The sequence below is a fragment of the Salmonella sp. FC25216 genome (genome assembly GCF_057751355.1).
Genome location: NZ_JBDGON010000002.1, coordinates 312,080 through 330,954, shown reverse-complemented (window position 1 = coordinate 330,954; position 18,875 = coordinate 312,080). Strand labels below are relative to the sequence as shown.

At 51.3% G+C, this 18,875-nt stretch carries 13 protein-coding genes, 2 tRNA genes and 1 other RNA gene; 7 read left to right on the top strand and 9 right to left on the bottom strand.

Features of this window, described 5'->3' with window-relative positions; all coding sequences use genetic code 11:
• Positions 1-263 precede the first annotated feature (263 nt).
• On the top strand, positions 264-2,942 hold the full coding sequence (gene adhE, locus AC3G3F_RS04955) for a bifunctional acetaldehyde-CoA/alcohol dehydrogenase (protein ID WP_053507920.1): 2,679 nt from the start codon (positions 264-266) through the stop codon (positions 2,940-2,942).
• Between the two features lie 195 nt (positions 2,943-3,137).
• On the opposite strand, the gene tdk is transcribed toward adhE, so the two are convergent.
• Positions 3,138-3,755, bottom strand: a complete 618-nt coding sequence (gene tdk, locus AC3G3F_RS04950) for a thymidine kinase (RefSeq protein ID WP_023246938.1) — start codon at positions 3,753-3,755, stop codon at positions 3,138-3,140.
• Positions 3,756-4,292: 537 nt separating this feature from the next.
• Between tdk and hns the strand changes: the two genes are divergently transcribed.
• Positions 4,293-4,706, top strand: coding sequence for a histone-like nucleoid-structuring protein H-NS (hns, locus tag AC3G3F_RS04945; RefSeq protein WP_001287383.1), 414 nt, complete (start codon positions 4,293-4,295; stop codon positions 4,704-4,706).
• 130 nt (positions 4,707-4,836) lie between these two features.
• On the opposite strand, the gene galU is transcribed toward hns, so the two are convergent.
• From galU to rssA, 3 genes are all read right to left on the bottom strand, one after another.
• Positions 4,837-5,745: a UTP--glucose-1-phosphate uridylyltransferase GalU gene (gene galU / locus AC3G3F_RS04940; RefSeq protein WP_000729452.1), complete on the bottom strand. Its 909-nt coding sequence runs from the start codon at positions 5,743-5,745 to the stop codon at positions 4,837-4,839.
• Positions 5,746-5,947: 202 nt separating this feature from the next.
• Positions 5,948-6,961 (bottom strand): two-component system response regulator RssB, encoded by a 1,014-nt coding sequence (gene rssB, locus AC3G3F_RS04935; protein ID WP_053507919.1) that lies wholly within the window; start codon positions 6,959-6,961, stop codon positions 5,948-5,950.
• A gap of 90 nt (positions 6,962-7,051) precedes the next feature.
• Entirely contained in the window at positions 7,052-7,957 is a 906-nt protein-coding gene (rssA, locus tag AC3G3F_RS04930) for a patatin-like phospholipase RssA (protein ID WP_070801291.1), read from the bottom strand.
• A gap of 110 nt (positions 7,958-8,067) precedes the next feature.
• Here rssA and AC3G3F_RS04925 point away from each other — a divergent pair, with 110 nt between their 5' ends.
• The 5 genes from AC3G3F_RS04925 to AC3G3F_RS04905 all read left to right on the top strand — a co-directional run bounded on the left by AC3G3F_RS04925 (position 8,068) and on the right by AC3G3F_RS04905 (position 10,060).
• Positions 8,068-8,526: a YchJ family protein gene (locus tag AC3G3F_RS04925; protein WP_053507918.1), complete on the top strand. Its 459-nt coding sequence runs from the start codon at positions 8,068-8,070 to the stop codon at positions 8,524-8,526.
• Between the two features lie 50 nt (positions 8,527-8,576).
• On the top strand, positions 8,577-9,419 hold the full coding sequence (purU, locus tag AC3G3F_RS04920) for a formyltetrahydrofolate deformylase (protein WP_001191153.1): 843 nt from the start codon (positions 8,577-8,579) through the stop codon (positions 9,417-9,419).
• Positions 9,420-9,577: 158 nt separating this feature from the next.
• Positions 9,578-9,662, top strand: a tRNA-Tyr gene (locus AC3G3F_RS04915).
• Between the two features lie 139 nt (positions 9,663-9,801).
• Positions 9,802-9,886, top strand: a tRNA-Tyr gene (locus AC3G3F_RS04910).
• A gap of 43 nt (positions 9,887-9,929) precedes the next feature.
• A non-coding RNA gene (locus tag AC3G3F_RS04905) (RtT sRNA) lies at positions 9,930-10,060 on the top strand.
• 226 nt (positions 10,061-10,286) lie between these two features.
• Here the strand turns inward: AC3G3F_RS04905 and narI are convergent.
• From narI to narK, 5 genes are all read right to left on the bottom strand, one after another.
• Positions 10,287-10,964 (bottom strand): respiratory nitrate reductase subunit gamma, encoded by a 678-nt coding sequence (gene narI / locus AC3G3F_RS04900; RefSeq protein ID WP_023178830.1) that lies wholly within the window; start codon positions 10,962-10,964, stop codon positions 10,287-10,289.
• On the bottom strand, positions 10,964-11,674 hold the full coding sequence (gene narJ, locus AC3G3F_RS04895) for a nitrate reductase molybdenum cofactor assembly chaperone (protein ID WP_063390498.1): 711 nt from the start codon (positions 11,672-11,674) through the stop codon (positions 10,964-10,966). The genes narI and narJ overlap by 1 nt, the downstream gene beginning before the upstream one ends.
• Entirely contained in the window at positions 11,671-13,206 is a 1,536-nt protein-coding gene (gene narH, locus AC3G3F_RS04890; RefSeq protein WP_023247645.1) for a nitrate reductase subunit beta, read from the bottom strand. Before narH ends, narJ begins: the two co-directional genes overlap by 4 nt.
• Positions 13,203-16,946 carry a nitrate reductase subunit alpha gene (locus AC3G3F_RS04885; protein ID WP_053507915.1) on the bottom strand — a complete coding sequence of 1,248 codons (3,744 nt, stop codon included), beginning with the start codon at positions 16,944-16,946 and terminating at the stop codon, positions 13,203-13,205. Before AC3G3F_RS04885 ends, narH begins: the two co-directional genes overlap by 4 nt.
• 387 nt (positions 16,947-17,333) lie before the next feature.
• Entirely contained in the window at positions 17,334-18,731 is a 1,398-nt protein-coding gene (gene narK, locus AC3G3F_RS04880; RefSeq protein WP_070803905.1) for a nitrate transporter NarK, read from the bottom strand.
• Positions 18,732-18,875 lie beyond the last annotated feature (144 nt).

The window sequence follows — 18,875 nt, the reverse complement described above, 5'->3', positions numbered from 1 at the left end:
TGAAAGGTGTCAGCTTTGCGTAAACTTGATTTAGATCACACAATCACTACTCAGAAGTGAGTAATCTTGCTAACGCCACCTGGACGTAATGCGTTAGCGTTAAACGATACTGACGCAGAAGCTCTTTTAGTAAATCAGAGCGAAACGGACGTTAAGTAACCACCTGAATTTCAGGTATTTATACAAAGTATCGTCGATCTGTCTATACTCACGTATCGCGCAGATGATTTACTAAAAAAGTTTAACATTATCAGGAGAGCATTATGGCTGTTACTAATGTCGCTGAACTTAACGCACTCGTAGAGCGTGTAAAAAAAGCCCAGCGTGAATATGCCAGTTTCACTCAAGAACAGGTCGACAAAATCTTCCGCGCCGCCGCTCTGGCAGCCGCTGATGCCCGAATTCCGCTGGCCAAAATGGCCGTTGCCGAATCGGGTATGGGTATCATCGAAGATAAAGTGATTAAAAACCACTTCGCTTCTGAATATATTTACAACGCCTATAAAGATGAAAAAACCTGCGGCGTGCTGTCTGAAGACGACACCTTCGGGACCATCACCATCGCAGAACCTATCGGCATTATTTGCGGTATCGTTCCAACCACTAACCCGACCTCTACCGCTATCTTCAAATCTCTGATTAGCCTGAAGACCCGTAACGCCATCATTTTTTCCCCGCATCCGCGTGCAAAAGAAGCGACCAACAAAGCGGCAGACATTGTTCTGCAAGCTGCTATCGCTGCCGGTGCGCCAAAAGATCTGATTGGCTGGATCGATCAACCTTCCGTAGAACTGTCTAATGCGCTGATGCACCACCCGGACATTAACCTGATTCTCGCCACTGGCGGTCCGGGTATGGTTAAAGCAGCATACAGCTCCGGTAAACCTGCTATCGGCGTAGGCGCAGGCAATACCCCGGTTGTTATTGATGAAACCGCTGATATCAAACGCGCTGTTGCGTCTGTTCTGATGTCCAAAACCTTCGATAACGGCGTAATCTGTGCTTCTGAACAGTCTGTGGTCGTTGTTGACTCCGTCTATGACGCCGTTCGCGAACGTTTCGCCAGCCACGGCGGCTATATGCTGCAGGGTCAAGAGCTGAAAGCGGTTCAGAATGTTATCCTGAAAAATGGCGCGCTGAACGCCGCTATCGTGGGTCAGCCAGCCTACAAAATCGCTGAACTGGCAGGCTTCTCCGTACCAGAGACCACCAAGATTCTGATCGGTGAAGTCACGGTTGTTGACGAAAGCGAACCGTTCGCACACGAAAAACTGTCTCCGACTCTGGCGATGTACCGTGCGAAAGATTTCGAAGAAGCGGTAGAAAAAGCAGAAAAACTGGTCGCTATGGGCGGTATCGGTCACACCTCTTGCCTGTACACCGACCAGGACAACCAGCAGGATCGCGTTAACTACTTCGGTCAGAAGATGAAAACCGCGCGTATTCTGATTAACACCCCGGCTTCTCAGGGTGGTATCGGCGACCTGTACAACTTTAAACTCGCACCTTCCCTGACTCTGGGTTGTGGTTCCTGGGGTGGTAACTCCATCTCTGAAAACGTTGGTCCGAAACACCTGATCAACAAGAAAACCGTTGCTAAGCGAGCTGAAAACATGTTGTGGCACAAACTTCCGAAATCTATCTACTTCCGCCGCGGCTCTCTGCCCATCGCGCTGGATGAAGTGATTACCGATGGCCACAAACGTGCGCTCATCGTGACTGACCGCTTCCTGTTCAACAACGGCTACGCTGACCAGATCACATCTGTTCTGAAAGCGGCTGGGGTTGAAACCGAAGTATTCTTCGAAGTTGAAGCTGACCCGACCCTTTCTGTTGTTCGCAAAGGCGCTGAGCTGGCTAACTCCTTCAAACCAGACGTGATCATCGCGCTGGGCGGCGGTTCCCCGATGGACGCGGCGAAAATCATGTGGGTCATGTACGAACATCCGGAAACCCACTTCGAAGAGCTGGCGCTGCGCTTTATGGACATCCGTAAACGTATCTATAAGTTCCCGAAAATGGGCGTGAAAGCGAAAATGATCGCCGTCACCACCACCTCCGGTACTGGTTCTGAAGTGACGCCGTTCGCCGTTGTCACCGACGACGCCACCGGTCAGAAATATCCGTTAGCAGACTACGCGCTGACCCCGGATATGGCGATTGTCGACGCCAACCTGGTCATGGAAATGCCGAAGTCTCTGTGCGCATTTGGTGGTCTGGATGCCGTAACTCACGCCCTGGAAGCCTACGTTTCTGTACTGGCATCTGAATTCTCTGACGGTCAGGCTCTGCAAGCACTGAAACTGCTGAAAGAAAACCTGCCAGCATCCTACCATGAAGGTTCTAAGAACCCGGTAGCTCGTGAGCGTGTACACAGTGCAGCCACTATCGCCGGTATCGCGTTTGCGAACGCCTTCCTGGGTGTATGTCACTCAATGGCGCACAAGCTGGGTTCTCAGTTCCACATTCCCCACGGTCTGGCGAATGCGCTGCTGATTTGTAATGTTATCCGCTACAACGCGAATGACAACCCGACTAAGCAGACCGCTTTCAGCCAATACGATCGTCCGCAGGCACGCCGTCGTTATGCGGAAATCGCTGACCATCTGGGTCTGAGCGCGCCGGGCGACCGTACTGCCGCTAAGATTGAAAAACTGCTGGCATGGCTGGAAAATATTAAAGCTGAACTGGGCATTCCTAAATCCATTCGTGAAGCAGGCGTTCAGGAAGCTGATTTCCTGGCAAATGTGGACAAACTGTCTGAAGATGCCTTCGATGACCAGTGCACCGGCGCGAACCCGCGTTATCCGCTGATCTCCGAACTGAAACAGATTCTGCTGGACACCTACTACGGTCGTGATTTCACCGAAGGTGAAGTTACAGCGAAGAAAGATGTCGTTGCCTCACCGAAAGCAGAGAAGAAAGCGAAAAAATCCGCTTAATTCGTTATCCGCTTTAGCATGACTATAACGGCCTCAATTGAGGCCGTTTTTTTGTTTTACCTGTTTATCAGATGCCTGATGGCGCTGCGCTTTATCAGACCTACGTGTTCACGCCACTCCCCTGCCACCAGTATGCCTGAATAATAACGCCCAAAGCGCTACAGGGCATTTTATTAGCCTAACGCTGTCCTGGTATCACATGTACCGATGGCGCTCCTGAATCGCCGTCAGTGAGCCCTCCTCCAGCGCGTCCTTATAATGCTTACGACAAACCGAAACGTAGCGTTCATTCCCACCAATAACCACCTGTTCGCCTTCGTTATAAGGTCTGCCATCCTGATCGAGGCGCAGAACCATACTGGCTTTACGACCGCAGAAACAGATGGTTTTTAATTCCACCAATTTATCTGACCATGACAGTAAGTATTGACTGCCGACAAAAAGCTCCCCACGAAAGTCTGTTCGTAGCCCATAGCAAAGTACCGGAATATCTAATTTATCGACAACCTCGGATAATTGATAAACCTGCTGGCGAGTCAAAAACTGGCTTTCGTCGACTAACACGCAATGTATTGTCTGTCGCGCGTTCTCGGCACGAATCTCTTCAAACAAGGATGTATTTTGGTTAAACAATTTTGCCGGCGACGACAAACCGATACGAGAGCTGACTTTGCCTGCGCCGAAACGATCGTCGATTTCTGCCGTATATACGACGGTACGCATCCCGCGTTCCTGATAATTGTATGAAGATTGCAGCAGTGCAGTCGACTTACCCGCATTCATTGCCGAATAGTAGAAATATAGCTGTGCCATTGGTCGCAGGACCTCACCTGAGTGAAATAAAGATTGGCGGGATTGTACCATAATTTACCCACGCGACAGCGCGGCTCGCGCTCCGGTGAGTATTAAGAATTGTGCAAACATCGTTCACTATACACATTCCTTCACAAATTATGCCGTTAAAATTCATCAACAATGCTTAACATCCCTCACCAATATGAAAACCTTGCACTTATTGTTACCGTTACTCATACCTGGTGCAAAGTAATAGGTGTTTCTTGTAAGGAAAGCTAATACAAAGGGTTGATATCTCTGCAATGAGATCGTATTTCATCGTGATAAAATGTGACCTGAATCCTAAATTTTTAGTGACCGGAGGTGAGTATCCCCCCTGTCAATAAGCTCTTTTTTGTGCGTCGCTTCAAGGAAAATTTAAGTTGAGATAATTAAGACGTGTACTTAATAAAGCGTAATTTTGAATTCCTTACATTCCTGGCTATTGCACAACTGAATTTATCGCTCTATTATTAGCTCAACAAACCACCCCAATATAAGTTTGAGATTACTACAATGAGCGAAGCACTTAAAATTCTGAACAACATCCGTACTCTTCGTGCGCAGGCAAGAGAATGCACTCTGGAAACGCTTGAAGAAATGCTGGAGAAATTAGAAGTTGTCGTTAACGAGCGTCGTGAAGAAGAAAGCGCTGCTGCTGCTGAAGTGGAAGAGCGCACTCGTAAACTGCAACAGTACCGTGAAATGTTAATTGCCGATGGCATTGACCCGAATGAACTGCTGAATAGCATGGCTGCCGCTAAATCCGGTACCAAAGCTAAACGCGCAGCTCGTCCGGCTAAATATAGCTATGTTGACGAAAACGGTGAAACTAAAACCTGGACTGGCCAGGGTCGTACACCGGCTGTAATCAAAAAAGCAATGGAAGAACAAGGTAAGCAGCTGGAAGACTTCCTGATCAAGGAATAATTTACTCCCTGGTTGCTTAAAATCCCGCCGCTGGCGGGATTTTTTTGTCTGCGTTCTCCCCTGACGCAAACATACATAAAAAAAGCGCCGGATTTTCCAGCGCTTCTGTTAAAAAATTTATAACGTAACGTTACTTCTTAATACCCATTTCTTCTTCAAGCCAGGCTTTAAATTCAGCCCCCAACGAATTATGACGGATGCCATATTCAACGAATGCCTGCATATATCCCAACTTATTACCACAGTCATGGCTTTTACCCTTCATGTGGTAAGCTTCAACCGTTTCTTTTTCGATCAGCATATCGATAGCATCGGTCAACTGAATTTCATCCCCGGCACCCGGAGGGGTTTTCGCTAATAACGCCCAGATATCCGCACTCAGTACATAACGCCCGACAATCGCAAGGTTAGACGGCGCGACATCCGCTTTGGGTTTTTCAACTACGCCAACCATAGGCACGCTTTCACCCGGCGCCAGCTCAACGCCTTTGCAATTGACAACACCGTAAGCAGTCACATCTTCTACAGGCTCAACCATAATTTGACTATTTCCGGTTTCGTCGAAACGGCGGATCATTTCAGCGAGGTTATCCTGAGACAGATCGGACTCATATTCGTCAAGAATAACGTCTGGCAGAATAACGGCGACAGGTTCGTTTCCGACAACGGGATGTGCGCATAATACGGCGTGACCCAGGCCTTTTGCCAGCCCCTGACGTACCTGCATAATAGTGACATGCGGAGGGCAAATAGACTGAACTTCTTCCAGAAGCTGACGCTTAACGCGTTTTTCCAGCATAGCTTCCAGTTCAAAACTGGTATCAAAGTGGTTTTCAATGGAGTTTTTAGACGAGTGCGTAACAAGCACGATTTCAGTAATGCCAGCAGCGATACATTCGTTCACGACGTACTGAATTAATGGCTTATCAACCAGCGGCAGCATCTCTTTCGGGATAGCTTTGGTCGCTGGCAGCATCCTGGTTCCCAATCCCGCAACCGGGATAACGGCTTTTTTGACTTTCGAATTAAGGGCAGCCATTTAAAATTCTCCTGGACTGTTCATGTATTGAACGTGTTCATTAATCTGTATCGTGTTCCAGTATATCAGTACCAGAACAAGCCTCAGGTCCAAAAAGGACTTATATTGGTATAATTAAGACAAATACTTATAAATCTGCCGCAGATAGTAACACTCGTCGGGAAAGGCCGGTAAAGCAATTTTCTCCCGTTCTCCCGTTTGGTCATTCCGCAGACAACATCAATCGCAGACGTCCTCCTGCGCCCCATATTTGACACTGCCATGAGTCGCAACGCTGGCTTAATTGGTTAAGATAGGCATTGCCCAATGTTCCTAACGGCACGCCATTGCTGATTTGAACCTGATGAGCGCCCGTATTTAAGGTGGCATTCAATCCGGCGGAGACGAGAATCAAATTTTTGAGTCCACTGTGATAGTAACCGACAAATAACGGGAATTGACCGGGTAAATTAGCTTGTCTGAGCAGATGATTTACCTGTTTTAATAGGGCGCCTAGCTCCGGTAAACGGTGCTTTTGTTGACCGAGCTGATCCTGCAATAAACCGTTAAATAGCGCCCGCAGCAACAATGCAGCTAACACGCCGTTATCACCCGCCCGGGTGACGTCCAGGCAATAAAATGCCAGTTCGTTATCAGAAAGCGGCGCAATATCCAGCACCAGTCCAGGCTGCTCGGCAGAGACAAGCTGCCGGTAATTAATGCGGCAGTGGGAAATCACCTGCTGTACCGGGGGCTGTAGCTCTTGCAATAATTGCGCTGCGGCAGTCGGATTGCTCACCATCGCATCCCAGTCACGAAACAAGCGTTCTTCCTCTTCAACCCGCGAATTAAACATATTGGGGTACAAGCAAGCGAATACGGTTTCCCGCAAGCGGTTGAGATCTTTTACCGGCTTCAGCAAGACATCTTCAACCCCAAGGCGTAATGCTTTGGCGATATCGGCCATATTTTCTGTTGCAGAAATAACCAGAATAGGTGTCTGGTCTCCGCGATTACGTAAGTTTTCTACCAGTTTGAGACCGTTCATTCTCGGCATGGCGATATCACATATCATGAGATCGGGCGTAAAACTCCCCATCAACTCCAGGGCATCTACCCCGTCGCCTGCCAATGCCGTTGTCGCTCCCAAAGAGGAAAACCACGAATCCAGAAGCGAGCGAAATACAGGCTCGTCTTCAACAATAAGAATCTGTTTTCCGACCAATGGCTGCGTCATGTTCTCTCCCCTGACTGGCTTTGATCAATAGTGGCATGGTATTGCCGCTCACGCCTGTCAGAATTTGCTTAAGTGATCGTAAAAGGTACATTAAACGACGGTACGCACCAAGGGTATAAGTTCGTCCATCTTTTTCTCTACGGCTAATTGACCCGCCGCAATAGCGGCATGGGCGCGATGAAAATCTAACGTAGAGATTTGCGGACAGAAAGGTTGAATAAGAATATCAGGCGGATCGCCAGCCATACGGTTACGTTTAAGACGATTTTCCAACACCTGAATGGACGTTGTCATGATTTCCATTGCCCCAGGCGAGCTCACGCCACGGCGTGAAGTCAGGATACTGAAACGTTCTTTTAAACGCTTATGCCAGGGCAGCGAATCATCACTCTCTTCATTTATATGCCCTACATTTACAGAGAGCAAATCTTGCTGCATGAGGTGGGCATCATGTTGCAGGTCTACCGCAATAACGATATCAGCGCCCATCGCCCGGGTTAACGAAACAGGAACCGGATTGACGACCGCGCCATCCACCAGCCAGTAACCGTTATGTTCAACCGGAGACATCAGCCCTGGCATACTGCACGACGCACGTACAGCAAGGTGTAGATCGCCCTCAGTAAACCATAACTCTCGTCCAGTGCTAAGATTCGTCGCGACCGCGCCAAAACGTCTTGAACAGTGGTCAAAATCCGTAACGGGCATAATATCCCGATAGTGATTAAATACGCGTTCGCCGCGAAGCAACCCTCCTCTGCCCCATGATAAATCCATCAGGCGTAAAACATCCCAGTAGCGGAATGAGCATACCCACTGTTCAAGCGCCGATAATTTATTACAGGCATACGCGGCACCGACCAGTGAACCTATTGAGCATCCTGCAACGATATCAATATCAATGCCTGTTTGCTTGAGGGCTTTGATGACCCCAATATGAGACCATCCTCTCGCCGCGCCAGACCCCAGCGCTAGCCCTATTTTCATTTTTCTCATCGTATTTAACGATTTCCCCTGGCTTCAAGACGTAGCAACATCGCCACTGCTCAGTTAACATAACGCCACCCTGGCGTTCAACGCCGTTTTTTATATTCAGGGAGATTATTGTGTCTCAGCCTTGTCCCTGTGGTAGCGCTGACGAGTATAGCCTATGTTGTGGTCGTATTGTGTCCGGAGAACGAGTAGCACCCGATCCGTCACATCTCATGCGCTCTCGTTACTGCGCTTTTGTGATGAAAGACGCAGATTACTTAATTAAGAGCTGGCATCCAACCTGCAATGCGGCCGCGTTTCGCGATGATATCATCGCCGGATTTGCCAATACCAGGTGGCTCGGCCTGACTATTTTTGAACATACCTGGTCAGAAGCAGAAAATACAGGGTATGTTAGTTTTATCGCGCGTTTTTCCGAACAAGGGAAAACCGGGGCGATTATGGAACGCTCCCGTTTTATCAAAGAAAACGGTAAGTGGTATTATATTGACGGTACCCGCCCGCAGTTGGGTCGAAATGATCCTTGCCCGTGCGGTTCAGGCAAAAAATTTAAAAAGTGCTGCGGCCAGTGACGCCTGACAGTATCGATACAGCAAACACTCTCAACAGGATTTTTCCGGCAATGCAATCACTACAACGTAAAGTTCTGCGTACTATTTGTCCCGATCAAAAAGGTCTTATCGCGCGGATTACCAACATTTGCTATAAGCATGAGCTTAATATCGTGCAAAACAATGAATTTGTTGACCATCGTACCGGACGCTTTTTTATGCGGACCGAGCTGGAAGGCATCTTCAATGATTCCACTCTCCTGGCCGATCTGGATAGCGCCTTACCCGAAGGATCTGTTCGTGAACTCAATCCCGCCGGACGCCGTCGGGTAGTGATTCTGGTAACCAAAGAGGCCCATTGTCTGGGCGATCTGCTGATGAAGGCCAACTATGGCGGACTGGATGTTGAAATCGCCGCGGTCATTGGCAACCATGAGACGTTACGCTCACTGGTTGAGCGTTTTGAGATCCCTTTCGAACTGGTCAGCCATGAGGGATTAACGCGTGAAGAGCACGACCGGAAGATGGCGGACGCCATTGATGCCCATCAACCAGACTATGTGGTGCTGGCCAAGTATATGCGTGTTTTAACGCCAGATTTTGTGGCGCGCTTCCCGAACAAAATTATCAATATCCACCACTCATTTCTGCCTGCGTTTATTGGCGCGCGTCCTTATCACCAGGCCTATGAGCGCGGCGTGAAAATCATCGGCGCTACCGCGCACTATGTGAATGACAATCTGGATGAAGGTCCGATCATTATGCAAGATGTGATTCACGTGGATCACACCTACACCGCAGAAGATATGATGCGTGCCGGGCGCGACGTTGAGAAAAACGTGTTAAGCCGCGCGCTGTATCAGGTTCTGGCGCAGCGGGTCTTTGTTTACGGCAACCGGACGATTATTCTTTAATCGTCAGTAATATGAATTGATTAGCTTTAATCCGTTACGGATGAAAAGTACGCAAACAGTTCATTTCAGGCAAAGGAATGCTTTACAGCGGCGCGTCATTTGATATGATGCGCCCCGCTTCCCAAAAGGAAGCCGGCCAGTATTAAGCATTACCCCGTGGTGGGGTTCCCGAGCGGCCAAAGGGAGCAGACTGTAAATCTGCCGTCATCGACTTCGAAGGTTCGAATCCTTCCCCCACCACCATTATTCGCTACAGTGATGTAGTTAACTCGATGAGCGATGCAGAAGTTTGCCCTTATCGGGGAAGGGTGAGGTGCGGAGCGACAAATAATCCTTCTCCCACCACCATCTCAAAGCACGACCTACAATATGAATTACCCCTGGTGGGGTTCCCGAGCGGCCAAAGGGAGCAGACTGTAAATCTGCCGTCATCGACTTCGAAGGTTCGAATCCTTCCCCCACCACCATCACTTCCGTCGCGTAGATTATCCCCGTTAAGCACACTGCCTCATATCTCTCCGTACGGGAAGGATGAGAAGCTTTGACTAAGGTTCGATTCGAGCGCAGCGAGAAAGCGTTGCCGCAGGCAACGACCCGAAGGGTGAGGAGCGGAGCGACGAATAATCCTTCCCCCACCACCATCACTTCCGTCGCGTATGTTATCCCCGTTAAGCACACGACATCATATTTCTTCATCCCCCACCTGGATTATATTGCCTGAACTCATTGCCGATGGCGGCTACGCCTGATCGCGCCATCAAACTATAACCCTGCTTCCCTGTAGGCTGGATAAGGCGTAACCGCCATCCAGCAACCAGGCGTAAAAAAACCCTACCGAAGTAGGGTTTAGTATCCTGTTAAAGGGAATCAGTGACGTGCGCGAACAAGCTGATATTTACGGGTCAGGTACTCAACCGGCACGCTCCAGATATGTACCAGACGCGAGAACGGGAACAGCAGGAATAAGGTCATCCCCAGCACCAGATGCAGACGGAAGATAAATGCCACGCCGTCAAGATGTTCAGACGCCCCGCCGTGGAATGTCACTACGGACTGCGCCCAGCCGACCAGTTTCATCATCTCGCTACCGTCCATATGCTGCGCTGAGAATGGAATGGTTAATAGCCCCAGCGCGCACTGAATCACCAACAGCGAGAGAATCAGAATATCTGCGCCGGTAGTGGTGGCGCGAACTCGTGGGCTGAACAGACGACGCTTGAGCAGTAAAATACCGCCAACCAGCGTCAGCACGCCGCAAGCGCCGCCGGCAATCATCGCCATCTTCTGCTTCACGTCGACCGGCAGAAAAGATTCATACATCCAGTGCGGCGTTAACATTCCCAGGAAGTGACCGGCGAAAATACCCAGAATCCCAATGTGGAACAGGTTTGACGCCAGGTTCATCCCCTTGCGATCCAGCATCTGGCTGGAAGCCGCCCGCCAGGTGTACTGGCCGTAGTCGTAACGTAACCAGCTACCGATCAGGAATACCGATCCAGCAATGTACGGGTAGATGTCAAAGAAGAACATATTCAGGAAGTGCATTAGTGCTGTCCTCCGGTGGTGATATTTAGATATTGCGGTGCCACGGCACCGGCAAAACGACGCTGATGGGCGGCAATTTCAGACTCATTGCAGCCCCGATCGGCAAAGAATTTCACCTGCTCTTCTTCCCAGACCGCATCCAGCGCCTGTGGGGTATCATCACGAACTTCATCGGCAATTTTTTCGGCGACTTTGTTGCTGTCGATCGTCGTATTGGCCAGCTTTAATAACAGGTCGAACAATACCGCATACCGGCTTTCACGCTGCTGCAAGCGGGCACTGAGCAACGCCAGAATAGGCGCGATATCCTGCAGACCACCGAGCGCTTCGTTTTTTGGTAACTGCGCCAGATACTCCAGATACAATGGCAGATGGTCCGGTAACTCGCGGCTGTCGAGTTGTAAGCCGTGCTGCTCATACTGGGCCATCAGATCGACCATCGCCTGACCGCGATCGCGAGATTCACCATGTACATGCTCAAACAACAGCAATGAGGTTGCACGACCACGATCGAACAACTCGCTATAGCTTGCCTGAGCATCCAGTATCTCCTGCGCGGTTAAATCGCGCAGAAAAACGACCAACGTCCGGACATCTTCTTTATCCAGATGTTCAGATGAGGCGAGCGCATTGAACAGCTCCTGCTGATGTTGCCACAGGGCAGCATCCGGATATTCGAGTAGACGCGAAACAATGACGAGTTCAATCATGCGTGCGGCTCCGTTTTGCTGGTCACATCAACAGCGTCAATGCGGCGACTGTTGAACAGGTTGAATTTGCTGTCAGACCCGTGGCAACCGTCACCGAAGGTGAAGCCGCAACCGCTTTTTTCCGGGAACGCGTCACGCGCCAGTTCGCGGTGGCTGCTCGGCACCACGAAGCGATCTTCGTAGTTGGCAATCGCCAGGTAACGATACATCTCCTGTGCCTGGGCTTCGCTTAAACCCACCTCTTCCAGCGCACGCGTATCCACTTTACCGTCCACGGTTTCCGCACGTTTGTAGTGGCGCATCGCCAGCATCCGTTTCAGTGCCAACAGTACCGGCTGGGTATCGCCTGCGGTCAGCAGATTTGCCAGGTACTGCACCGGAATACGCAGGCTATCCACGTCCGGCAAAATGCCATTGCTGCCCAGTTCACCCGCGTCAGCCGCTGACTGAATCGGCGACAGAGGCGGCACGTACCAGACCATCGGCAGCGTGCGGTATTCCGGATGCAGAGGCAGCGCCAGTTTCCAGTCCATCGCCATTTTGTACACCGGCGACTGCTGCGCGGCGTCAATCACACTCTGCGGCACGCCGTCTTTCAGCGCCTGCTCAATCACTGCCGGATCGTTAGGGTCGAGGAACACGTCCAGTTGACGCTGGTACAGATCTTTTTCGTTTTCCGTACTGGCGGCGCTTTCAATAGCATCCGCGTCATACAGTAATACGCCGAGGTAGCGGATACGCCCCACGCAGGTTTCCGAGCAAACCGTCGGCTGACCGGCTTCGATACGCGGATAGCAGAAAATGCACTTCTCGGACTTGCCGCTCTTCCAGTTGAAGTAGATCTTCTTGTACGGGCAACCGGTGATACACATCCGCCAGCCGCGGCACTTGTCCTGGTCGATCAGTACGATGCCGTCTTCTTCACGCTTATAAATCGCACCGCTCGGGCAGGTCGCCACGCACGCCGGGTTGAGGCAGTGCTCGCACAGGCGCGGCAGATACATCATGAAGGTATTTTCGAACTGGCCGTACATCGCCTTCTGCATATTTTCGAAATTCTGATCTTTGGCGCGTTTTTCAAACTCGCCGCCCAGAATCTCTTCCCAGTTTGGCCCACTGGTAATTTTGTCCATCCGCTGGCCGGTAATCAACGAGCGTGGACGGGCGATCGGCTGATGTTTGCTTTCCGGCGCGGTATGCAGGTTCTGGTAGTCGTAATCAAACGGTTCGTAGTAGTCGTCGATGCCCGGCAAATGCGGGTTAGCGAAGATTTTACCCAGCAGCAGCGCCCGGTTGCCCATGCGCGGCTGTAGTTTGCCGTTGATTTTGCGGATCCAGCCGCCTTTCCATTTTTCCTGGTTTTCCCAGTCATTTGGAAAACCAACGCCCGGTTTACTTTCTACGTTGTTGAACCACGCATATTCCATACCTTCGCGACTGGTCCAGACGTTTTTACAGGTGACTGAACAGGTATGACAGCCGATGCACTTATCGAGATTCAGCACCATGCCGACTTGTGAACGAATTTTCATTTTACGCTCTCCTGTACCTGGTCATTGCCTTCGCCATCCAACCAGTTAATGTTCTTCATCTTACGTACCACCACAAACTCATCGCGGTTAGAACCGACGGTGCCGTAGTAGTTAAAACCGTAGGCTAACTGCGCATAGCCGCCGATCATATGGGTCGGTTTCGGCGTAATGCGCGTCACCGAGTTATGAATGCCGCCGCGCTGCTGGGTAATTTCCGACCCCGGCAGGTTTACGATACGTTCTTGCGCGTGGTACATCATGGTCATGCCCGCCGGTACGCGCTGGCTGACCACTGCGCGTGCGGTCAATGCGCCGTTGCTGTTAAACACTTCAATCCAGTCGTTATCTTCAATACCCAGATCTTTAGCGTCGGTTTCGCTCATCCAGACTATCGGGCCGCCACGCGACAAGGTCAGCATCAACAGGTTATCGCTGTAGGTCGAGTGGATACCCCATTTCTGGTGCGGCGTCAGGAAGTTGAGCGCCTTCTCCGGGTTGCCGTTGGATTTACGGCCCATCACCGCTTTCACCGAGCGGGTGTCGATCGGTGGACGATACACCAGCAAACTTTCGCCGAAGTCGCGCATCCACTGGTGATCCTGATACAACTGCTGGCGACCAGACAGCGTACGCCACGGGATCAGCTCGTGAACGTTGGTATAACCGGCGTTATAGGAAACGTGCTCGTCTTCCAGACCAGACCAGGTCGGACTGGAGATAATTTTGCGCGGCTGGGCCTGAATATCGCGGAAGCGGATTTTCTCTTCTTCTTTATTGGTTGCCAGATGCGTATGGTCGCGACCAGTAAACTCGCTCAGCGCCGCCCAGGCTTTCACCGCCACCTGACCGTTGGTTTCCGGCGCTAACGTCAGGATCATCTCTGCCGCGTCAATCGCCGTGTTGAGCATCGGCTGGCCTTTCGCCGGACCATCCGCTTTGGTGTAATTGAGCTTGCGCAGCAGGTCCATTTCGCTCTGAGTGTTCCAGGCAATCCCTTTCCCGCCGTTGCCGATTTTCTCCATCAGCGGGCCGATAGAGGTAAAACGTTCGTAAGTCGCCGGGTAATCGCGCTCGACGGTCATGATGTGCGGCGCGGTTTTCCCTGGGATCAGATCGCATTCGCCTTTTTTCCAGTCTTTCACGTCCAGCGGCTGCGCCAGTTCAGCGGCAGAATCGTGCTGGATCGGCAGCGTCACGACGTCAGTCTCTTTACCCAGATGACCCACACAGACTTCAGAGAATTTCTTCGCAATACCTTTGTAAATATCCCAGTCGCTTTTCGATTCCCAGGCCGGATCTACGGCAGCAGACAGCGGATGAATAAACGGATGCATATCCGAGGTATTCATATCGTCTTTTTCATACCAGGTGGCGGTCGGCAGTACGATATCGGAATACAGGCAAGTACTGGAGAGACGGAAGTCCAGAGTCACCACCAGATCCAGTTTGCCGTCAAGGCCGTTATCAACCCACTCCACTTCTTCCGGCTTCACGCCGCCCTGTTTGCCCAGATCAAGTCCCTGAATACCATGCTCAGTACCCAGCAGGTATTTCAGCATGTACTCGTGGCCCTTACCGGAAGACCCAAGCAGATTAGAACGCCAGATAAACAGGTTGCGCGGATGGTTTTTGCCGTTTTCCGGCTGCTCGGCGGCAAAGCGAATCGAACCGTCTTTCAGTGATTTGACGGTATAATCCACCGGCGTCATGCCGGCTTTTTCCGCTTCTCGCGCAATGTACAGCGGGTTGGTGCCTAACTGCGGCGCCGACGGCAACCAACCCATACGTTCGGCGCGCACATTGAAGTCAATCAGATGACCGCTATAGCGGGATTTGTCCGCCATCGGCGACAGTAATTCCTCGGCGGTCACCGTCTCGTAGCGCCACTGGCTGGAGTGGTTATAGAAGTAAGAGGTGCTGTTCATGTGACGCGCCGGACGCTGCCAGTCAAGGGCAAACGCCAGCGGCTGCCAGCCGGTCTGAGGACGCAGTTTTTCCTGGCCGACGTAGTGCGCCCAACCGCCACCGCTCTGGCCAACGCAACCACAGAACACCAACATATTGATCAGCCCGCGATAGTTCATATCGAGGTGATACCAGTGGTTCAGACCGGCACCAACGATAATCATTGAACGCCCGTGCGTTTTGTCCGCGTTATCGGCGAATTCCCGTGCGATACGGATAATCTGCGCCCGCGGCACGCCGGTGATCTGCTCGGCCCATGCTGGCGTATACGCTTTGGTATCGTCATAACTGGCGGCACAATTTTCATCGTTCAGGCCGCGTTCCAGACCATAGTTCGCCATAGTCAGGTCATACACGGTGGTGACTAACGCTGAAGAACCATCGGCCAGTTGCAGACGTTTCGCCGGCAGTTTATGCAGCAGTACGTTATCCAGCGCCACATGATTAAAGTACTCTGAACCCTCGCCGCCGAAATACGGGAAGCCCACGTCAGCAATCTCATCCTGACTGCCCAGCAAGCTAAGCTGCAATTCTGCTTCTGCGCCAGTAGTCCCGTCGCGCTGTTCGAGATTCCATTTGCCTTTTTCGCCCCAGCGGAAGCCGATGGAACCGTTCGGCACCACCATCTCGCCATTGCTACTAATGGCGACGGTTTTCCATTCCGGGTTATTTTCCTGCCCCAGCGAATCAACGAGATCGGCAGCGCGCAGCATACGGCCTGCGGCATAATAACCATCACGTTCTTCAAGCATCACCAGCATTGGCATGTCGGTATAGCGACGGACATAATCGGTGAAATACTGGCGTGGGTTGTCCAGATGGAATTCGCGCAACATGACGTGACCCATCGCCAGCGCCATCGCCGCATCGGTCCCCTGCTTCGGCGCCAGCCACAAATCGCACAGTTTGGCGATTTCGGCATAGTCCGGCGTCACCGCGACGGTTTTGGTGCCTTTGTAACGTACTTCGGTAAAGAAGTGGGCGTCCGGTGTACGGGTTTGCGGCACGTTAGAGCCCCAGGCGATAATATAGCTGGAGTTGTACCAGTCGGCGGATTCTGGCACGTCAGTCTGCTCGCCCCAGGTTTGCGGGGAGGCTGGCGGCAGGTCGCAGTACCAGTCGTAGAAGCTCAGGCAGGTACCGCCAATCAGCGAAAGATAACGTGCGCCGGAAGCGTAGGAGACCATCGACATCGCCGGGATGGGTGAGAAGCCAGCCACCCGGTCAGGGCCGTAGGTTTTCACGGTGTACACGTTGGAAGCGGCGATCAGTTCGTTAACCTCCTGCCATGAAGAGCGGACAAAGCCACCACGACCACGCGCCTGTTTGAAACTTTTTGCTTTATCCGCATCTTCAATGATAGAGGCCCATGCCTCTACCGGATCGCGATGCAGTTTTTTCGCCTCGCGCCACATCTTCATCAGACGTTTGCGCATCAGCGGATATTTCAGTCGGTTAGCGCTGTAGAGATACCAGGAATAGCTTGCGCCGCGCGGACATCCGCGAGGTTCATGGTTTGGCATATCAGGACGGGTACGCGGGTAATCGGTTTGCTGTGTTTCCCAGGTCACCAGACCATTTTTGACATAAATTTTCCAGCTACAAGAACCGGTGCAGTTCACCCCGTGGGTTGAGCGCACAATTTTGTCATGCTGCCAACGTTGGCGGTATCCGTCCTCCCAGTCCCGGTTTGTTTCGAGAAGCTGGCCGTGCCCATCGGCAAAGGTTTCGCCCTTCTGCTTGAAGTAGCGAAACCGGTCCAGGAATTTACTCATCGGGTTTCTCCTGTGTGGAGCCTCACGGCTCTCTGATAAATCGACATTGCTTAACTAAGGGCGAAGGTAACGCGCTGAATGGGGGGGGGAATTGATAACGATCAAGGCGGACAGGGATGTAAATGGCGAGCAAATCTTCTGTATACTCCTTTTGGAGGAGGAGTTTTATTTATATATCTTACTGATTTAAATACATAAAATTAAATTTACGCACGACACGAATGTTAAATTTTCAACCAGTGGGTATTAAGGGGTATCCCCCTGGATGACCGATAAAGATGTGCGTGGTTAGCCCTGCCGCGTCTCTCTTCTTGACTATAAGTATGTTGTAACTAAATACAGATAAAAAAAAGCGCGGTCTAACGCCGCGCAAAGGATAATCAAAAGTTACTTTTTATTTTTAGAATGACGTCCATATACCGCCCAGGTAATAACGACGCAGGCGATATAGAAAATAAGAAAGACTTTCATCGCGCCGACTGGCGAACCGGTTAATGCTAAAGATGAACCAAACGCTTTCGGAATAAAAAAGCCGCCAATCGCGCCAATCGCGGAAATAAAGCCCAGCGCCGCCGCCGTATCGGTCGCCGCTTCACGCATGGCTCTTTCGTCCGACCCGCCTTCCGCTTTAACCCGGTCCATCGTCAGTTTACGGAAGATAACGGAGATCATCTGGAAGGTAGAACCACTCCCCAGCCCCGCCGTCAGGAATAGCGCCAGAAATACCCCGTAGAATGCGATAAAGCTACCGCCAACGCCGCCAGTAGGTAATGTCAGGAACAGCAGACCGCTGAAAATCGCCATCAGGACAAAGTTGATAAGCGTGACGCGAGTCCCACCCAGACGGTCAGAAATTGCGCCGCCTGCCGAACGCGCCAGCGCGCCGATAAACGGACCGAAAAACGCGTAATGCAGGATCTGCACATCCGGAAATTGCGTTTTAGACAGCATAGCGAAACCAGCGGAGAAACCGATAAACGATCCGAAGGTTGCCAGATACAGCAGGCTCATGATCCACAGATGACCACGTTTGAGCACCGGCAGTTGCTCTTTTAGCGAGGCCTTAGACGTCGCCAGTTCGTTCATGCCGAACCACGCAGCCAGCGTAAAAATGGCCAGGAAAGGCACCCAAATCCAGGCCGCGTTCGCCAGATAGAGCTGAGAACCGTCCGGCTGCTCTACACCCTGGCTGCCAAAGGCGGCAAAGATAGAGAGCGAAACCACCAGCGGCGCAACCAACTGCATCACGCTCACGCCCATATTACCCAGACCGCCGTTCAGACCCAGCGCACCGCCCTGCTTTTGTTTAGGAAAGAAAAAGCTGATGTTCGCCATACTGGAGGCAAAGTTCGCGCCGGCAAAACCGCACAGCAAGGAAATAATGATGAAAGTGCTAAATGGCGTACTGGTATCCTGAACGGCAAAGCCTAACCATACGCAAGGCACAATGAGGATACCGGTACTGAACGCTGTCCAGCGACGTCCGCCGAATAGCGGAACCATAAAGGAGTAAGGCACCCGTAGCAGCGCGCCGGAAACAGATGGCAGCGCAGTCAACATAAAGAGCTGATCGGTCGTAAAATTAAATCCCACTTTCGGCAGGTTCACCGCCACTGCGCTAAATAGCATCCAGACGCAAAACGCCAGCAGTAAACACGGCACAGAAATCCACAAATTACGGCTGGCGACACGATGGCCGCGCTGCTGCCAGAATGCCGGATCTTCCGGACGCCATTCCGTGATAACAGCGCCAGTTGCCCTTTCCGGGGCGGATGAGTGACTCATAGACACCTCTGATTCTTGATTTGATGTCTGCCACATTAGGGTTTACTGCCGAAGGTAAGTTGATATAAATCAAAGGAAAAGTCGTCATCACCGGCGACTAAAAATAGTTATTACCCTTAATGAGTAGGCTATTTTGGTAAAAAA

Excerpts from the sequence above, each read along its gene's own strand:
- adhE (WP_053507920.1), top strand. The coding sequence starts at position 264 with ATGGCTGTTACTAATGTCGCTGAACTTAACGCACTCGTAGAGCGTGTA.
- tdk (WP_023246938.1), bottom strand. The coding sequence starts at position 3,755 with ATGGCACAGCTATATTTCTACTATTCGGCAATGAATGCGGGTAAGTCG.
- hns (WP_001287383.1), top strand. The coding sequence starts at position 4,293 with ATGAGCGAAGCACTTAAAATTCTGAACAACATCCGTACTCTTCGTGCG.
- galU (WP_000729452.1), bottom strand. The coding sequence starts at position 5,745 with ATGGCTGCCCTTAATTCGAAAGTCAAAAAAGCCGTTATCCCGGTTGCG.
- rssB (WP_053507919.1), bottom strand. The coding sequence starts at position 6,961 with ATGACGCAGCCATTGGTCGGAAAACAGATTCTTATTGTTGAAGACGAG.
- rssA (WP_070801291.1), bottom strand. The coding sequence starts at position 7,957 with ATGAGAAAAATGAAAATAGGGCTAGCGCTGGGGTCTGGCGCGGCGAGA.
- purU (WP_001191153.1), top strand. The coding sequence starts at position 8,577 with ATGCAATCACTACAACGTAAAGTTCTGCGTACTATTTGTCCCGATCAA.
- narI (WP_023178830.1), bottom strand. The coding sequence starts at position 10,964 with ATGCACTTCCTGAATATGTTCTTCTTTGACATCTACCCGTACATTGCT.
- narJ (WP_063390498.1), bottom strand. The coding sequence starts at position 11,674 with ATGATTGAACTCGTCATTGTTTCGCGTCTACTCGAATATCCGGATGCT.
- narH (WP_023247645.1), bottom strand. The coding sequence starts at position 13,206 with ATGAAAATTCGTTCACAAGTCGGCATGGTGCTGAATCTCGATAAGTGC.
- AC3G3F_RS04885 (WP_053507915.1), bottom strand. The coding sequence starts at position 16,946 with ATGAGTAAATTCCTGGACCGGTTTCGCTACTTCAAGCAGAAGGGCGAA.
- narK (WP_070803905.1), bottom strand. The coding sequence starts at position 18,731 with ATGAGTCACTCATCCGCCCCGGAAAGGGCAACTGGCGCTGTTATCACG.